Source organism: Pseudarthrobacter sp. MDT1-22 (assembly GCF_054511035.1).
This window is the reverse complement of sequence record NZ_JBTNDK010000009.1, coordinates 82,541-97,661: the sequence shown is the minus strand read 5'-3', so window position 1 is coordinate 97,661 and position 15,121 is coordinate 82,541. Positions and strand designations below refer to the sequence as shown.

Here is a 15,121-nt window from a genome sequence, read left to right as displayed (position 1 = left end):
TGTCGGAGGGTAATTTGCGTGTCGTGAGATCCGATACCAGGCGCAGTCAGGCACGCTGACGGTTGACCGGTCCGCGGCCGGGACCTCAAACTTTTCGGACAAGTTCAGCCCCTACCACCAGGTGAGCCTGCCACTGGTGGACGGAAAACTGAAGCTGCGGATCCTGCTCGATACCTTGTCAGTGGAGGTGTTCGCCCCCGGAAGCGGCACTGTTGTCACAGACCTCTTCCTGCCCGACTGGGCCGACACCGATACGTCGGTGTTCAGCGAAGGCGGAAAGGCCGGATTTACGCTGACCGGCCGGAAGCTGGCCTGACTCGCCACGGATTCCCGTGCGTTCCCACACGCACGGGATAGGGTTGGGATCAACAGAAGGGGAAGTGTCTGATGGAATACCAGAACCCACAACCCGATGCGGGCGTCGAGCGCCGGCTCGCTACCAGCCAGCCTGCTACCAGCCACCATGCCGCCAGCCAGGCGCCCGTGCCCGGTCATGGCCGGACCGTGATCGCTGAGACCGCCGTGGCAAAAGTTGCCGGCATCGCTGCCCGTGCCGTGCCCGGCGTCTATTTTTTGGGCTCGGCTCCGTCGCGTGCGCTGGGGGCCATCCGGGACGCCGTCGGCAGTTCGGACCATGCTGCAGGCGTCCGAGCCGAGGTCGGTGAGACGCAGGTGGCGGTGGACATCAGCCTGGTGGCCTCCTACGGCACGCCCCTGCATTCCCTGGCCAATCAGGTGAGAGCAGCCGTTTACCGCGCGGTCGAGGAACTCGTCGGCCTGCAGGTCATTGAAGTGAATGTCGAAATAACCGATGTCTACGTGGCGCCGCCGGCGAAGGCCGGAGCCCCTGCCGTCGCCGAGAGGGAGGCACTGCTGTGAATCTGACCGTTGTGGGCATCGCCATGGGCGCCTTCGTGGCGTTTATGTCCTTCCAGTTCGGGCTATGGGGCTTTCTGGTCTCGCTTCTCTTTATGGCCATCGGCGCCCTCCTGGGCCGCGCAGCGGAAGGGAAACTGGACCTGCGCGGCGTCCTGGATGCCATCATCGGCCGGCGCTCATCGTCATGACGGCAGCCGCACCATCCATTCAGGGTCGGGTCCTGAGCGGCCACAACCGCATCAGCACGCAGGCCCTGACCAGCCTTGCCAGGACAGCCGCCGCGGAAGCCCTGGGTGTGGAGCCCCACGATGTCCGGGCGGACTGGACGGACGACGACGGCCTGCTGGCGTTGTCGCTGGTGTCACCGATCAGGATCCCGCCGCTGGCCACCGTGCTCAGGGATGCAAGCCGGGTGGCCGCATTCGGTGGATCCATTTGGGACCGGACGGTCGATGCCAAATCCAGGATCATGTCAACGGTCACGGCCCTCAGCGGCGCCAGTCTGAGCAGGGTGGATATCCGCATCAGCGGCGTTAAGCCGATCGAGGGAGGCCGGGTCCAGTGACCGGAGGATCAGTGGACGGGGACCTGGATTCGAGGCAAACAAACCGCGCCCGAGCCCAGCGGCCACCTGATATGCGCAGGGTCGTCTACCGGGAAACCCATTCCTCGCGGGCAGCGGTGGCCACGGTGGCAGCGGTCCTGGTGATGGGGCTGGCCGGTTACGGTCTTCTCGAATCGGCCGTGCACGCCATTGGTCAGCCGGCCTGGCTGATCGAACCGCAACTGGCGGCGGAGCGCATCGTTGCTCTTCCGGCGGGTATCCCGCCGTTGCTGCTCGGTGCCAGCGGCGGCGTAGTAGCCATGGTGGGGCTGTTTTTCCTGCTCAACGCCGTCCTGCCGGGAAGACGAGCCCGGCACGTGCTGAACGGCACCACGCTGAACGGCACCGGAAATTCGTCCGCCGTGGTGGTCGATGACGAGGTCATCGCCTCCGCCCTGGCACGCAGCGCACGGCTCGCTGCCAATGTCACCCCGGAGCAGGTCATGGTGGTGGTGTCCCGGCGGCAGATTATCGTCAACGTGCGCCCCACCTCAGGGGTTCCAGTAGCGGAAGCGGCGGTGCTGGCCGCGGTCCAGGACGAACTCAGCGGGATGTCACTGGTCCCGGTGCCTGACGTCCGCGTGAACATTTCCAACGTAGGAGTGATTGGAGCATGACGGCCACACCCTCGCTCCTCAACCGGATCCTGCTCGGCATCCTCGGCCTCAAGCTGCTCGCCGTGGGCATCCTGCTCGTCCTGCTGGCCACCGTTCCACCCGTGGCAACCTGGTGGCATGCCTGGTCCGGATCGGCCTGGCGCAGCGTCAAACAGTTCTTCGACAACACCCGCTTTCCGGGACGTCCGGAAAGCTGGCTCTGGATTGTGATGGCGTTTGCCCTGGTGGTTCTGATTGGCCTGATGGTTGCCTGGATTGCGCAGCAGGGCAAAGGCCGGAGCAACTTGCTGGTGGCCGAGTACGATCCCGGGACAGTAGCCGGAGACGTCCGGATCAGCGGGGGAGTAGCGGAGCAGGCGTTGAAACACGCCTTGGCTGAACGGCCCGATCTGGCGGGTGCCACGGTGGCAACCTACGATGTCCAGGGCAGCCCCGCCCTGAAAATCCGGCTCCAGCCGCGCCAGGGCGTGGCGCCGCATCTCCTTGCGGCCGAGGTCTCTGCCCTGGTGGACGCCTTGGACCAAGTGGTGGGAAAACAGACACCCGTCCTGATTCACATTGGTGCCGGGGCCAGGACACGGTTCAGCCGCGCTGAGCGCGTCCATTAGTGTGATCCGGGGGACATCTGTTGTGCCGATGCCGGCGGACATCGCCTGGCAACGGGCCACCACCACTGTCCGGATCGAATATCCGGGGAATCAAGGGGAATACCATGAGCGAGCAAGTAACTGGCAGCGGAGCGGCAAACGAAGGCGCGGCAGAAAAGGCCAAGGAATTCGCTGGCGAGGCTGCGGAGAACGTGAAGGAATTCGCTGGCGAAGCTGCAGAAAACGTTAAGGAGTTCTTCGACGGCGACGTGGCTGAGAACGCCAAGGAACTCGTGGGCGATGTTGCTGAAAACGCCAAGGGACTGGCCGGCAGCGTGACCGAGAACGTGAAGGGCTTTGGCGCGAAGATCGCCGGTCTGTTCAAGGGCGGCAAATAGGCCCAACCATGGGGTATGCCCCACGATGCCTAAAGGGCGCCGCGCTCCCCGGGGAGCGCGGCGCCTTTCCTTTGTGCGCCCTTTGTGGGCATAGCCGCATGTCGAAGCCGTCTCACGGTCCCGGGCATCATCGCTGCGGCGCCCAAACTCCCGTGGACGGGGGCCTAGATATCCTTTCGGACACAACCGGATGTAAACGCTTGCATTCATGGCCGGAGCCTGATTAGTATGTGATTCAGACCACGCAATGATGTCCGTTGCCTTTGTCTCACCTGTTGAAGTTCTGTAACTCACCGAGGAGTCCTCAGCATGAAAAACCGCAAATACCTGCTTCCGGTTGCTGCCACCGGAATTCTGGCGCTGTCCCTGACGGCCTGTAGTCCCGGCGGGGGCGGTGGCGGCACCACCGGCAGTGACTGCTCTCCCTATGAGAGTTACGGCAAGCACGACGGCAAGACCGTCTCCGTCTACTCCACCATCGTGGACATCGAAGCTACCAACCTGGAAACCGCCTGGGCAACGTTTGAGGAATGCACCGGCGCAACCATCAAGTACGAGGGCAGCAAGGAATTCGAGACCCAGATCGGTGTCCGGGCCAAGGCTGGAAACGCCCCGGACGTCGCCATCTTCCCGCAGCCAGGCCTCCTGGCCGATCAGGCCAAGGCAGGCGGCCTGAAGCCGGCTCCGAAGGCAGTCTCGGATCTTGTGGACAAGAACTGGTCCGCTGACTGGAAGAAGTACGGCACGGTGGACGGGACCTTCTACGCGGCACCGATGCTCGCGAACGTCAAGGGTTACGTCTGGTACGCCCCGAAGACGTTCAAGGACAAGGGCTGGGAAGTTCCCAAGACCTGGGACGAAATGCTGACACTGTCCAAGAAGATCGCCGATGACGGCACCATGAAGCCGTGGTGTGCCGGCTTCGAATCCGGCGAAGCGACCGGCTGGCCGGGCACTGACTGGGTCGAGGATGTTGTCCTCCGCGCTCAGGGCCCCGAGGTCTACGACCAGTGGGTCACGCACGGGATTCCCTTCAACGACCCCAAGATTGTGGATGCGCTGAACCAGACCGGCGAGATCCTCCTGAACTCCGACTATGTCAACGGCGGATTTGGCGACGTTCGTTCAATCCTGACCACCGGCTTCGCGCAGGCAGGTCAGCCCGTCCTCGATGGCCAGTGCGCCATGCACCACCAGGCCAACTTCCAGGCAGCCAACTGGCCGGAAGGGACCGCTGTGGCTCCCGATGGCGACGTCTGGGCCTTCATGACGCCTCCGATCGACCCCAGCAAGGGCCAGGCAATCACCGGCGGCGGCGAGATGGTGGGCGCTTACAAGGACACCCCGGAGGCGCAGGCCTTCCTGGCTTACTTGGCCAGCGCCGAGTTCGCCAACAACCGAGTCAAGCTCGGTGGCGTCATCAGTGCCAACAAGGGACTGGACCCGGCGAGTGCCCAGACGGAACTCGACAAGCAGTCCATCGCACTGCTCCAGGATCCGGACACCGTCTTCCGCTTCGACGGCTCTGACCTGATGCCGGGCGCCGTAGGCTCCAACTCCTTCTGGAAGGGCATCGTTGCATGGATCAACGGCACTCCCGCCCAGCAGGTTGCCGACAGCATCGAAGGCAGCTGGCCTAAGAGCTAACCTCCTTCGCATCGCGCCCTTGGGACATCAAGTCCCAAGGGCGCGATGTCGATTCAGAACAAACAGATCCACGCACACCACGGAGGTTGGGCAATGGAGTTTCTTGGAGGAAAATTTCTTCAAGTTTTTATCGCCTTGGCGGTTTTTGCCGCGCTAATTGGGCTGATCATGCTGATTGTGGACAGGGCTCCCAAATCAGTCAAAGACAAACTGACGATCGTTGGCTTTTTGGCGCCGGCGGCAATCCTGATGCTGGTCGGCCTGGTTTATCCCGCCGTGCAGACATCATTCCTGGCATTCACGAATGCCTCCGGCCAACCCAACGGAGTCGATAACTTCGTCTGGATGTTTACCCAGCCCGAGGCGCTGGCCACCCTCCGCAACACGGTGATCTGGACCGTTCTGGTGCCGTTGCTGTCCACGGTCTTCGGTCTCGCTTACGCGGTGTTCATTGACAAGGCGCGCGGCGAAAATGCCCTCAAAGCTTTGGTCTTTATGCCGGTGGGCATCTCGATGGTGGGCGCCGGCATCATCTGGAAGCTTGTGTACGACTACCGCGGCCCCGGCATTGAACAGACTGGCGTCGTTAACGCTGTGCGGGTTGCCCTGGGCATGGACCCCAAGCAATTTCTTCTTGATGCCCCGGAAAACACCATCTTCCTCATCATCGTGATGGTTTGGATCCAAACAGGCTTTGCCATGGTGATCCTCTCCGCTGCCATCAAGGGCGTGCCGGTGGAACTGGTTGAGGCAGCGCGCCTGGACGGTGCCAACCCCTGGCAGCAGTTCCGCAATGTGACGGTTCCCGGCATTCGGGGCGCTTTGGTGGTGGTGCTGACAACCATCACCATCGCCACCCTTAAAGTCTTCGACATTGTCCGCACCATGACGGCGGGCAACTATGACACGTCCGTGATCGCCAACGAGATGTACACGCAGGCCTTCCGCGCCGGCGAACCGGGCAGGGGTGCGGCGCTGGCCCTCGTCCTGTTCCTTCTCGTACTGCCCATAGTGGTCTACAATGCCCGCGTACTTCGTCAGCAAAGGGAAATCCGATGACCGTCATGCCAGCGCCGGATGAGGCGGCCAACTCTTCCCGGACCCAGTCACGCAAAGACAAAGGCCGTCCCGCGACGCCGGAGGATTCCGCACCGATCATGCGGCGCGTCAAGACCAAGCTCACGTCACGCTGGGCCACTGCGGCCGCCGTGATCATTGCGACGATCTGGACCGTGCCCACCTTCGGTCTCCTGGTCTCCTCCATCCGTCCCGCGGCCAAGCAGGTGGGCCCGCGCTCGGATGGCTGGTGGAACTTCTTTGCCGACTGGGATTTTACTTTCAAGCACTACGTCGACGTCACGGCAGCAGCCGGATCGCAGTCTGCGAACCTTTCGCAGTACTTCATCAACTCCCTGGCGATTGTCATCCCGGTGACCGTCTTTGTCCTGGTGCTCGCCTCCATGGCGGCCTACATCTTCGCCTGGGGCAACTTCAGGGGCCGCGAGGCTACGTTCATCTTCGTGTTCGCGTTGCAGATCATTCCCCTGCAGATGGCACTCATCCCGCTGCTGTCATTGTTCACGCAGGTCCTGAAGCTCCCGCCCGGGTCCTATGCCCAGCTGTGGATCGCCCACACCATGTTTGGACTCCCGTTGGGCATCTTCCTGCTGCACAACTTCATCTCGGAGATCCCGGGCGAAGTGATCGAGGCCGCGAAGGTGGATGGGGCAGGACACACCACCATTTTCTGGCGGATCATCCTGCCGTTGTCCGTCCCGGCTCTGGCATCCCTGGCCATCTTCCAGTTCCTGTGGGTCTGGAATGACCTGCTGGTGGCCTTGGTGTTCTCGGGTGGAACGGCGGACGTAGCGCCCATCACCCAGCGGCTCGCTGAGATCTCCGGTACCCGCGGCAACAGGGACTTCCTGAACCCTGCCGCCGCGTTCGTCTCGATCATCGTCCCGCTGGCGGTGTTCCTTGGCCTGCAGCGCTTCTTTGTCCGTGGTCTCCTGGCCGGCGGCCTCAAGGGCTGACCGGGCTCAGGGCCGATCCGCATAGGCTGATCGGACGCAAGGGGAGGCAGGCAGGTAACACTGTGACGTCGGGCGGCCCGCAACCTAGCATGGCTTGGGGGCAACTGCATAGCGGAAATTAGGTTTGAACCCATGAGGGGAAACGGTGGCACGCATGGCTGAAAGGTCTCAACGGGGTGGCCACAGCGGCGTCAGCATTGAGGACGTGGCCGCAGCCGCAGGCGTCTCCACCGCCACCGTTTCCCGGGCCGTACGCGGGCTTCCCAGGGTTTCGCCCGCCACCAGGGAGAAGATCCTCGAGGTGGCGGGTGCTTTGGGTTATGTGGCGTCGTCGTCGGCGTCAGGTCTGGCCACCGGCCGAACCAAGACCATTGGCGTCCTGGCACCGTTCGTGAGCCGCTGGTTCTTCTCCAAGGCCATTGAGGGCGCGGACCGCGAACTTCACGCCCGCCACTACAATCTTTCCCTCTTCAACCTGGGCGGTCACGGCAGCAACCGGGAACGCCTGTTCAGCAAGACCATGGTTTACAAACAGATTGATGCCCTGCTTGTCCTTTGTATGGCGCTCAGCCACGAGGAACTGGACCATCTCCAAAAGATTGATATCCCGCTGATCGTGGTGGGCGGCCATGTGGAAGAGTGCGCGTACATCGGCATCGACGACTACGCTGCAGCGTCCACCGCCGTACGGCACCTGATCGACCTCGGCCACCGGGACATTGCCCTCCTGCACGGCGACGACGAAACGGACCTTAACTTCGACGTTCCCCGCGTGCGGATCCTGGCTTTCAAGGACGTTATGGCAGGAGCAGGGCTGCCCACCCGCCCCGAGTGGGACGAATGGGGCGATTTCACGGTCCGCAGCGGCCAAGAGGCATTCCGACGCCTCTGGACCCAGCCCGGCCCGAAGCCGACCGCCATCTTTTGCGCCTCAGACGAAATGGCCATGGGAGTCATCTTCGAAGCAGCACGCGTAGGCGTACGGGTCCCTGAGGACCTCTCGGTGGTGGGGATCGATGACCACGATTTCGCCGACGCGATGGGCCTGACCACCGTGGGACAACGGCCCGACGAACAGGCCGAGCTGGCTACCAAGATGCTCATCGACGAACTGGACGGCACGGTCGGGGCGGTCCAATCCGCCGTCGCGCCCCACCAGCTCATCATCAGGCGTACGACGGCGCCGCCTCGTTCCTGAGGAGGCGCGGCGCGGCATCCGGCCAGGATGCCGCGGCCAGGACGCCGGGTTCAGGAAGCCGCAGTCGCGAAGCCGTGTCTAGGAAAAAGCCGTGTCTAGGAAAAAGCGGTCAGGACGCGCGGGCGAGCTGCCGGATGGGAATCCAGCGGGAAGCCAGCCTGCGGTAGGCCGCGGCGGCGCCCGTCATGTCGCCCTCTGCCAGGCATTCGATGCCTAGCCGGATGTCCATGGGCGACTCGTCCGGGTACACCTTGTCCGCCACGGCGCCGTAGTCGAGTTCCACCATGGAATTGACGTGGAACAACTCCAGCCATTCGGTCAGCTGCGCGAGGTCGTCCAGCATGTCCAGGTCCGGGGCCGCCAGCGCCAGGTGGGCCACGGCGTACCGTGCCCGCTCCATGGCTTCGGTGATGGGAGCCCACACCCTGACGGTGAGGATGCGCCCGCCTGATTCCACCACGTCCTTATGATCGCCTTCCATAAACAGCGAGAACCAGCTGAAGGGGATGCCCCACGTGGAGGCGCGGGTATGCACACGGATGGCGCCGTCACGGGCTTTGACCTGGTCAATGCGTTCCTGGTGCTTGTCCCGCTGCTCTTCCGGAATCAGCATTTCGGCCAGCGGGCCGTGGATGCCTTCCATGAGGGCATTGGCCGCGAGGCCGGCGCGCAGGACCAGCTGGCTGGGGCAGTACAGAAGGACGCGCCCGGACCCAGCGTCACGCCCACCGTCGCCCCCAGCGTCACGCCCACCGTCGCCCCCAGCGTCAGGCCCAAAGCCGGAACCGGCGCCTATCCCGGTACCCAAGCCTGACTCGGCACTCGGGCCGGCGGCAGCACCGGCGTCGGAGGTTCCTGGCTGCGGGGTCCGCCCGGGGGGTACACCGGGAATGCTGGTGACCCGGACCAGATCCGTCCGCCCGGTGGGGAAGGGGTCCCCGCCGGAGCGGGTGATCCGGCCCAGCGAGGCCAGCAGTTCGGCGTTTTCGACGGCGGCCCGCGAGGCTGTGCGGGCACCGGCGGTCCGGATGGCCTCCCGCTGTCCTTCCGGGAAGGCCTCCAGCGGTTCGTAGACGCGCAGGGTGGAGGAGAACGGCAGCCCGGCCTGGCCCCTGTAGAGGTTTCCCGTCATTACAGTCTCCCTTCCTGGGCCCCGGCCGCAGCCATCAGTCCGCCAGTTCCACCAGAACGGGGGCGTGGTCCGAGGCGCCCTTGCCCTTGCGTTCCTCGCGGTCAATCGACGCGCCCGTGACGCGGGCCGCCAACGCGGGGGAGCCAAGGACAAAGTCAATGCGCATCCCCTCCTTTTTGGGGAAGCGCAGCTGGGTGTAATCCCAGTACGTGTACACGCCGGGACCGGGGGTGTACTCGCGTGCCACGTCCTTGAATCCGGCCTCTTCAAAGGCGTGGAACGCAGCACGTTCCGGCGGGCTGACATGGGTGTACTTGTTATTGACGAAAAGGTCGATGTCCCAGACGTCGTCGTCGAACGGCGCAATGTTCCAGTCGCCCATGAGGGCTACCTGAGCTGTCGGGTCGGCGGTCACCAGGCCCTGGGCGTGGGTCTTCAGGGATTCAAGCCACTTGATCTTGTACGGCATGTGTTCGTCGTCCAGGGAGCGGCCGTTGGGCACGTAGAGGCTCCAGACCCGGACGCCGCCGCAGGTCGCGGCCATGGCGCGGGCTTCCTGGACGGGGTCCTTGCCTTCTTTCCCGAACGGAGGCTGGTCCAGGAAGGTGCGCTCAACGTCTTCCAGGCCTACCCGGGACGCGATGGCCACGCCGTTCCACTGGTTCACACCGAAGTGGGCCACCTCGTAGCCCATGCGTTCGAAAAGTTCCCAGGGGAAGTTTTCGTCCTTGCATTTGGTCTCCTGGATGGCCAGGACGTCGCAATCGCTGCGCTGCAGCCAGGCCTCCACACGGTCGGCGCGGGCACGGAGGGAGTTCACATTCCAGGTAGCAATCTTCACAGTCCCTAACTTACCGAACTTGTTGCCCGGAGGCGTTGCCGTGGCTGGAACGTGCCCGCGAAGACGGGGCACTATGGCGCGGACACGCCGTCGAATCGCGTTTTGAGGGCCCAGATCCACGTCAACGTGCCCCGGGACGATGTGCCGCAACAAATGCCGACGACGGCGGCAGCGTGTGCCACGAGGGTTTTGGGACAGTCTGGAATTTAGTAGGAAGTCCGAGTATATTCGCTTGCAGAGATGACCTGGATCACATGCGAAGGAGCATTGCATCATGGTGCGCGAACTATCCCATTACGTAGACGGCCAGCGGGTGACGGGGACCTCCGGCCGCTTCAGTGACGTTTTTGACCCCTGCACGGGCCAAGTCCAGGCGCGCCTGCCCCTCGCCAGCGGAGAGGAGGTCCGGAACGTGGTGGCCGCCGCGGAGAAAGCGCAGGTCCATTGGGGCGCCATGAACCCGCAGCGCCGCGGCCGGATCCTGCTTAAGTTTGTTGACCTCGTCAACGAGAACATGGACGAACTGGCCACGCTGCTGTCCTCCGAGCACGGGAAGACCTTCGCCGATTCCAAGGGCGATATCCAGCGCGGCATTGAAGTGGTGGAGTTCGCGGCGGGCGCCCCCCACCTGCTCAAAGGCGAGTTCTCCGACGACGCCGGTGCGGGCATCGACGTCCACTCGCTGCGCCAGCCACTCGGCGTCGTCGCGGGCATCACCCCGTTCAACTTCCCGGCCATGATCCCCCTGTGGAAGTCCGGCCCGGCCCTCGCCGCCGGCAACGCCTTCATCCTCAAGCCCTCCGAGCGGGACCCCTCGGTTCCCCTGCGCCTGGCCGAACTGTTCACGGAGGCCGGGTTGCCGGACGGTGTGTTCAACGTGGTCAACGGGGACAAGGAAGCCGTTGACGCGCTGCTGGAAGATCCCCGCGTGAAGGCCATCGGCTTTGTGGGTTCAACGCCCATCGCCCAGTACATCTACACCACCGCGGCCGCCCACGGGAAGCGGGCCCAGTGCTTCGGCGGGGCCAAGAACCACATGGTGATCATGCCGGACGCTGACCTGGACATGGCCGCCGATGCCCTGATCGGCGCCGGCTTCGGTTCCGCCGGCGAGCGCTGCATGGCCATTTCCGTGGCCGTCCCGGTGGGGGAGAAGACCGCGGACGCCCTGGTGTCCAAGCTGGCCGAGCGCGTCAAGCATCTGCGCGTGGGCCACAGCCTGGACAAGGACTCGGACTTCGGGCCCGTGGTGGCGGCGAGTGCCAAGGAACGGATCGAGGGCTACATCCAGTCCGGCGTGGACGAGGGTGCCACCCTGCTGGCCGACGGGCGCGGCCTCACAGTGGAAGGCTATGACGACGGCTTCTGGGTGGGCCCCACGCTCTTCGACCACGTCACCAAGGACATGAAGATCTACCAGGAGGAAATCTTCGGTCCCGTCCTCAGCGTGCTCCGCGCCGCCGATTACGACGAAGCGCTCCGGCTGTGTTCCGAGCACGAATTCGGCAACGGCGTGGCCATCTTCACCCGCGACGGCGACGCCGCCCGGGACTTCGCCAGCCGGGTGGAGGTGGGCATGGTGGGTATTAACGTGCCCATTCCGGTTCCGATTGCGTACTACACGTTTGGCGGCTGGAAAGCATCCGGCTTCGGCGACCTGAACCAGCACGGCGCCGATGCGTTCCGTTTCTACACCAAGACCAAAACGGTCACCACGCGCTGGCCGTCCGGGATCCGCCAGGGCGCCAGCTTCATCATGCCGGAAGGCAGCTGATGACGCAGGTTCTGTTCGAGAAGCGCGGACACCTGGGCGTCATCACGCTCAACCGGCCCAAGGCCGTCAACGCCCTGAACGCCGGCATGGTGGACGCCATGCTGGCGCAGCTCACCGCCTGGGCGGACGACGACGGCGTGGCCACCGTCCTGGTGCGCGGCGCCGGCGAGCGTGGCCTCTGCGCCGGGGGCGACATTGTGGCGATCTACCGGGACATCCTCGGCGGCGGTGCGGAAACGGCTGACTTCTGGCAGAACGAATACCGGCTGAACTCCCTCATCGCCGCGTACCCCAAGCCCTATGTGGCCTTCATGGACGGACTGGTGCTCGGCGGCGGTGTGGGAATCTCCGCGCACGGCTCCGTGCGGGTGGTCACCGAACGGACCAGGACGGGAATGCCGGAGACCACCATCGGGTTTGTGCCCGACGTCGGCGGGACCTGGCTGCTGGCGAGGTCACCTGGGGAGACGGGCACCCATGCCGCGCTGACCGGAGCCCACCTGGCCGGGGCGGATGCGCTGTTCCTGGGCCTCGCGGACCTCTTTGTCCCGTCGGGGAGACTGCCGGAGCTGGCGGCCGCGCTCGAACACGAAAGTGCGGAAGCCGCCGTCGTACGTTTTGCCCAGAGCCCGCCGCCCTCCGGGCTGGAGGCGCAGCGCGGCTGGATCGATGCCGCCTATGCCAGCGACGACGTGGAGGACATTGTCCGGCGGCTGCGGACGCTGGATGAGGCCTCGGGCGGCGCGTCGGGCGGGGAGCCTGGGGACGAGGCAACCGAGGCTGCCACCACCATCGAGGCGAAGTCGCCGACGGCTGTGAAGGTGACCCTGGAGTCCCTCCGCCGGGCCAAGGGACTGACGCTGGACGAAGCACTGGCGCAGGAATACCGGGTAGGGCTTCGGTTCCTGGCCGCGCCGGACTTCCGCGAAGGAATCCGGGCGCAAGTGGTGGACAAGGACCGCAATCCGCAATGGAAGCCGGCCACGCTGCACGAGGTGCACGCGGCGGACGTGGAACGGTTCTTCGCGCCGCTGGGGGACCGGGAGCTCAACCTGCACACAAAGGAGCCGGACAATGCCTGAACAAATCACCGTCGCTTTCCTGGGCCTTGGCCACATGGGCGGGCCCATGGCAGTGAACCTGGTCCGTGCCGGCTACACCGTGGCGGGCTTCGACGTGGTCCCCGCCGCACTGGACGCCGCCCAAACGCACGGCGTCCCCACGGCGGCCAGCCCGCTGGACGCCATCGCCGGTGCCGACGTTGTGCTGACCATGTTCCCCAGCGGACAGCACGTGCTGGACGCCTACCGCGGCGCGGACGGACGGCCGGGCCTGCTGGCCGAGGCCAAACCGGGCACCATGTTCCTGGACTGCTCCACCATCAACGTTGACGAGGCGCGGGAAGCCTCCGCGCTCGCCATTGCGGCCGGCCACCGGGCTGTGGATGCCCCGGTCTCCGGCGGTGTGGTGGGTGCGGAAGCCGGCACGCTGACCTTTATGGTGGGCGGCGAGGCGGCGGACTTCGAGGAGGTCCGGCCGCTGCTCGAGGTGATGGGAAAACGGGTGGTCCACTGCGGCGGGCACGGCGGCGGCCAGGCCGCCAAGATCTGCAACAACCTCATCCTGGGGGTCTCCATGATCGCGGTCAGCGAAGCCTTTGTGCTGGGCGAGAAGCTGGGCTTGACGCACCAGGCGCTGTTCGACGTCGCCTCCAACGCCTCCGGACAATGCTGGGCCTTGACCACCAACTGCCCTGTTCCCGGTCCGGTCCCCACCAGCCCCGCCAACCGCGACTACCAGCCGGGCTTCGCGGGGGCGCTGATGGCGAAGGACCTGCGGCTGGCGCTGAATGCGCTGGAAAGTACCGGGGTGGCGGCCCGGCTGGGACCGCTCGCCTCGGAAATCTACGATACGTTTGCCGCTGAAGGCGGAGCCGGCCGGGACTTCTCCGGAATCATCACCGATATCCGCGACAAATCGCAGCACTAGCACCATCTGCAGCACTGGTAACTCTGCAGCACCAGCAACACGCGAAAACAGCTGAAAGGTTAGGCATGACGGAGTACACGAACATCCTGGTGGAACAGCGCGGCCGGGTAGGGCTGGTCACGCTTAACCGGCCGGAGGCGCTGAACGCCCTGGACAAAGCCACCATGGACCAGCTCGTGGCAGCCGTCGCCGCCATGGACGCCGACCCCGGCGTCGGTGCGGTGGTGATCACCGGCTCGAGCAAGGCGTTCGCCGCGGGTGCCGACATCAAGGAAATGGCCTCGCAGGGCTACATGGACATGTACGCCGCAGACTGGTTCCGGGGCTGGGAGGACTTCACCCGGCTGCGGATCCCTGTCATCGCGGCCGTGTCCGGCTTCGCGCTGGGCGGCGGCTGCGAGCTGGCCATGATGTGCGATTTCATCATCGCCGGGGACAACGCCAAGTTCGGCCAGCCGGAGATCAACCTCGGCGTGCTGCCGGGCATGGGCGGCTCCCAGCGGCTCACGCGCGCCGTGGGCAAGGCCAAGGCCATGGACATGATCCTCACCGGGCGCTTCATCGGCGCCGAGGAGGCTGAACGCTGGGGACTCGTCTCGCGCGTGGTGCCCGCGGAGAATGTGGTGGAGGAGGCGCTCAAGGCCGCGGAGGTAATCGCATCCAAGTCCAAGCCCGTGGCCATGCTCGCGAAGGAAGCCGTCAACGCGGCCTTTGAAACGGGACTCGCCCAGGGGGTCCTGTTCGAACGCCGGATCTTCCACTCGCTCTTCGCCAGCGAGGACCAGAAGGAAGGCATGGCCGCCTTTACGGAAAAACGGCAGCCCGAGTTCACCCACCGCTGACCCCCTCCCCATCGAGTGCTCCGTAGAAGCCCTTTTCAGTGCCCAAAACGGCGGTTACGGAGCAATCGATGGGTCAGTCGGTGAAGTCCCCGGCGTTCCGGCGGAACGTGCCCAGGATACGGATCAGCTGGTCCACGTCGGCCGCGTCGAAACCTGACTGGCCAAAAACCTCGGTGTTGAGCACCGCCGTCGCCCGTTTGGCAACGATCCGCCCCTCCGCGGTGAGCTCGATCAGGGTGGTGCGGCCGTCCGTAGGGTGCGGCGAACGTGCCACCAGTCCCGAGCCTTCCAAACGGTCGACGGCGTTCGTCACCGAGGTGGGATGGACCTGGAGCAGGGCGCTCGCCTTGTTCATGGGCAGCGCGCCGCTGCGGGCGAAGCTGAGGAGCGCGAGCAGTTCGTAGCGGGCGAAGGTCAGCCCGAACGGCTTCAGGGCGCCCTCGATCCGGGCCAGCAGGATCTGCTGGGTGCGCATGATCGCGGTGATCGCGGCCATGGGAGCGGCGACGTCGGCCCAGCCGTGCTCCTCCCAGTTCCGTTGGGCGTCCGCGATGGGGTCCCGGGGCAGTGGCACGGCCAT

18 protein-coding genes are annotated in these 15,121 nt (G+C 65.0%); 15 read left to right on the top strand and 3 right to left on the bottom strand.

What is annotated here, in order from left to right; translation table 11 throughout:
• Positions 1-28: 28 nt before the first annotated feature.
• From ACX80M_RS09560 to ACX80M_RS09510, 11 genes are all read left to right on the top strand, one after another.
• Positions 29-316 carry a GH32 C-terminal domain-containing protein gene (locus ACX80M_RS09560; protein WP_308293038.1) on the top strand — a complete coding sequence of 96 codons (288 nt, stop codon included), beginning with the start codon at positions 29-31 and terminating at the stop codon, positions 314-316.
• A gap of 71 nt (positions 317-387) precedes the next feature.
• Complete coding sequence (locus ACX80M_RS09555) at positions 388-879, top strand: Asp23/Gls24 family envelope stress response protein (RefSeq protein ID WP_252602710.1); 492 nt, start codon at positions 388-390, stop codon at positions 877-879.
• On the top strand, positions 876-1,067 hold the full coding sequence (locus tag ACX80M_RS09550; protein WP_111907359.1) for a hypothetical protein: 192 nt from the start codon (positions 876-878) through the stop codon (positions 1,065-1,067). Before ACX80M_RS09555 ends, ACX80M_RS09550 begins: the two co-directional genes overlap by 4 nt.
• Positions 1,064-1,444 (top strand): hypothetical protein, encoded by a 381-nt coding sequence (locus ACX80M_RS09545; RefSeq protein ID WP_252602713.1) that lies wholly within the window; start codon positions 1,064-1,066, stop codon positions 1,442-1,444. The genes ACX80M_RS09550 and ACX80M_RS09545 overlap by 4 nt, the downstream gene beginning before the upstream one ends.
• Positions 1,445-1,515: 71 nt before the next feature.
• Positions 1,516-2,100 (top strand): DUF6286 domain-containing protein, encoded by a 585-nt coding sequence (locus ACX80M_RS09540; protein WP_252602716.1) that lies wholly within the window; start codon positions 1,516-1,518, stop codon positions 2,098-2,100.
• Positions 2,097-2,708, top strand: coding sequence for a hypothetical protein (locus ACX80M_RS09535; RefSeq protein WP_252614007.1), 612 nt, complete (start codon positions 2,097-2,099; stop codon positions 2,706-2,708). Before ACX80M_RS09540 ends, ACX80M_RS09535 begins: the two co-directional genes overlap by 4 nt.
• Before the next feature lie 104 nt (positions 2,709-2,812).
• Entirely contained in the window at positions 2,813-3,085 is a 273-nt protein-coding gene (locus ACX80M_RS09530) for a hypothetical protein (protein WP_252602722.1), read from the top strand.
• Positions 3,086-3,394: 309 nt separating this feature from the next.
• The gene (locus ACX80M_RS09525) at positions 3,395-4,732 is read left to right on the top strand and encodes an ABC transporter substrate-binding protein (protein WP_252602725.1); all 1,338 of its coding nucleotides are present in this window, start codon (positions 3,395-3,397) and stop codon (positions 4,730-4,732) included.
• A gap of 93 nt (positions 4,733-4,825) precedes the next feature.
• Entirely contained in the window at positions 4,826-5,791 is a 966-nt protein-coding gene (locus ACX80M_RS09520) for a carbohydrate ABC transporter permease (RefSeq protein ID WP_056348751.1), read from the top strand.
• Positions 5,788-6,765, top strand: a complete 978-nt coding sequence (locus ACX80M_RS09515; protein WP_141139288.1) for a carbohydrate ABC transporter permease — start codon at positions 5,788-5,790, stop codon at positions 6,763-6,765. Before ACX80M_RS09520 ends, ACX80M_RS09515 begins: the two co-directional genes overlap by 4 nt.
• A 145-nt stretch (positions 6,766-6,910) precedes the next feature.
• Positions 6,911-7,963 carry a LacI family DNA-binding transcriptional regulator gene (locus tag ACX80M_RS09510; protein WP_252602728.1) on the top strand — a complete coding sequence of 351 codons (1,053 nt, stop codon included), beginning with the start codon at positions 6,911-6,913 and terminating at the stop codon, positions 7,961-7,963.
• Positions 7,964-8,072: 109 nt separating this feature from the next.
• On the opposite strand, the gene ACX80M_RS09505 is transcribed toward ACX80M_RS09510, so the two are convergent.
• Together ACX80M_RS09505 and ACX80M_RS09500 are read right to left on the bottom strand one after the other, a co-directional pair.
• A complete protein-coding gene (locus ACX80M_RS09505; RefSeq protein WP_459309446.1) occupies positions 8,073-9,095 on the bottom strand; it encodes a hypothetical protein in 1,023 nt (340 codons plus the stop codon).
• A gap of 34 nt (positions 9,096-9,129) precedes the next feature.
• The gene (locus ACX80M_RS09500; protein ID WP_459309445.1) at positions 9,130-9,936 is read right to left on the bottom strand and encodes an exodeoxyribonuclease III; all 807 of its coding nucleotides are present in this window, start codon (positions 9,934-9,936) and stop codon (positions 9,130-9,132) included.
• A 274-nt stretch (positions 9,937-10,210) separates the two neighbouring features.
• Between ACX80M_RS09500 and ACX80M_RS09495 the strand changes: the two genes are divergently transcribed.
• From ACX80M_RS09495 to ACX80M_RS09480, 4 genes are all read left to right on the top strand, one after another.
• Positions 10,211-11,710 (top strand): CoA-acylating methylmalonate-semialdehyde dehydrogenase, encoded by a 1,500-nt coding sequence (locus tag ACX80M_RS09495; RefSeq protein ID WP_459309444.1) that lies wholly within the window; start codon positions 10,211-10,213, stop codon positions 11,708-11,710.
• Positions 11,710-12,792, top strand: coding sequence for an enoyl-CoA hydratase/isomerase family protein (locus ACX80M_RS09490; protein WP_459309443.1), 1,083 nt, complete (start codon positions 11,710-11,712; stop codon positions 12,790-12,792). The genes ACX80M_RS09495 and ACX80M_RS09490 overlap by 1 nt, the downstream gene beginning before the upstream one ends.
• Positions 12,785-13,699, top strand: coding sequence for a 3-hydroxyisobutyrate dehydrogenase (gene mmsB / locus ACX80M_RS09485; protein ID WP_459309442.1), 915 nt, complete (start codon positions 12,785-12,787; stop codon positions 13,697-13,699). Before ACX80M_RS09490 ends, mmsB begins: the two co-directional genes overlap by 8 nt.
• Before the next feature lie 65 nt (positions 13,700-13,764).
• On the top strand, positions 13,765-14,541 hold the full coding sequence (locus ACX80M_RS09480; RefSeq protein WP_252614003.1) for an enoyl-CoA hydratase: 777 nt from the start codon (positions 13,765-13,767) through the stop codon (positions 14,539-14,541).
• A gap of 73 nt (positions 14,542-14,614) precedes the next feature.
• Here the strand turns inward: ACX80M_RS09480 and ACX80M_RS09475 are convergent, their stop codons facing one another.
• A complete protein-coding gene (locus ACX80M_RS09475) occupies positions 14,615-15,121 on the bottom strand; it encodes a MarR family winged helix-turn-helix transcriptional regulator (RefSeq protein ID WP_252614002.1) in 507 nt (168 codons plus the stop codon).

What these genes read in the sequence shown, in the direction of transcription:
- ACX80M_RS09555 (WP_252602710.1), top strand. Translation starts at nt 388, where the DNA reads ATGGAATACCAGAACCCACAACCCGATGCGGGCGTCGAGCGCCGGCTC.
- ACX80M_RS09545 (WP_252602713.1), top strand. Translation starts at nt 1,064, where the DNA reads ATGACGGCAGCCGCACCATCCATTCAGGGTCGGGTCCTGAGCGGCCAC.
- ACX80M_RS09540 (WP_252602716.1), top strand. Translation starts at nt 1,516, where the DNA reads ATGCGCAGGGTCGTCTACCGGGAAACCCATTCCTCGCGGGCAGCGGTG.
- ACX80M_RS09535 (WP_252614007.1), top strand. Translation starts at nt 2,097, where the DNA reads ATGACGGCCACACCCTCGCTCCTCAACCGGATCCTGCTCGGCATCCTC.
- ACX80M_RS09530 (WP_252602722.1), top strand. Translation starts at nt 2,813, where the DNA reads ATGAGCGAGCAAGTAACTGGCAGCGGAGCGGCAAACGAAGGCGCGGCA.
- ACX80M_RS09525 (WP_252602725.1), top strand. Translation starts at nt 3,395, where the DNA reads ATGAAAAACCGCAAATACCTGCTTCCGGTTGCTGCCACCGGAATTCTG.
- ACX80M_RS09520 (WP_056348751.1), top strand. Translation starts at nt 4,826, where the DNA reads ATGGAGTTTCTTGGAGGAAAATTTCTTCAAGTTTTTATCGCCTTGGCG.
- ACX80M_RS09515 (WP_141139288.1), top strand. Translation starts at nt 5,788, where the DNA reads ATGACCGTCATGCCAGCGCCGGATGAGGCGGCCAACTCTTCCCGGACC.
- ACX80M_RS09505 (WP_459309446.1), bottom strand. Translation starts at nt 9,095, where the DNA reads ATGACGGGAAACCTCTACAGGGGCCAGGCCGGGCTGCCGTTCTCCTCC.
- ACX80M_RS09495 (WP_459309444.1), top strand. Translation starts at nt 10,211, where the DNA reads ATGGTGCGCGAACTATCCCATTACGTAGACGGCCAGCGGGTGACGGGG.
- ACX80M_RS09490 (WP_459309443.1), top strand. Translation starts at nt 11,710, where the DNA reads ATGACGCAGGTTCTGTTCGAGAAGCGCGGACACCTGGGCGTCATCACG.
- mmsB (WP_459309442.1), top strand. Translation starts at nt 12,785, where the DNA reads ATGCCTGAACAAATCACCGTCGCTTTCCTGGGCCTTGGCCACATGGGC.
- ACX80M_RS09480 (WP_252614003.1), top strand. Translation starts at nt 13,765, where the DNA reads ATGACGGAGTACACGAACATCCTGGTGGAACAGCGCGGCCGGGTAGGG.
- ACX80M_RS09475 (WP_252614002.1), bottom strand. Translation starts at nt 15,121, where the DNA reads ATGGCCGTGCCACTGCCCCGGGACCCCATCGCGGACGCCCAACGGAAC.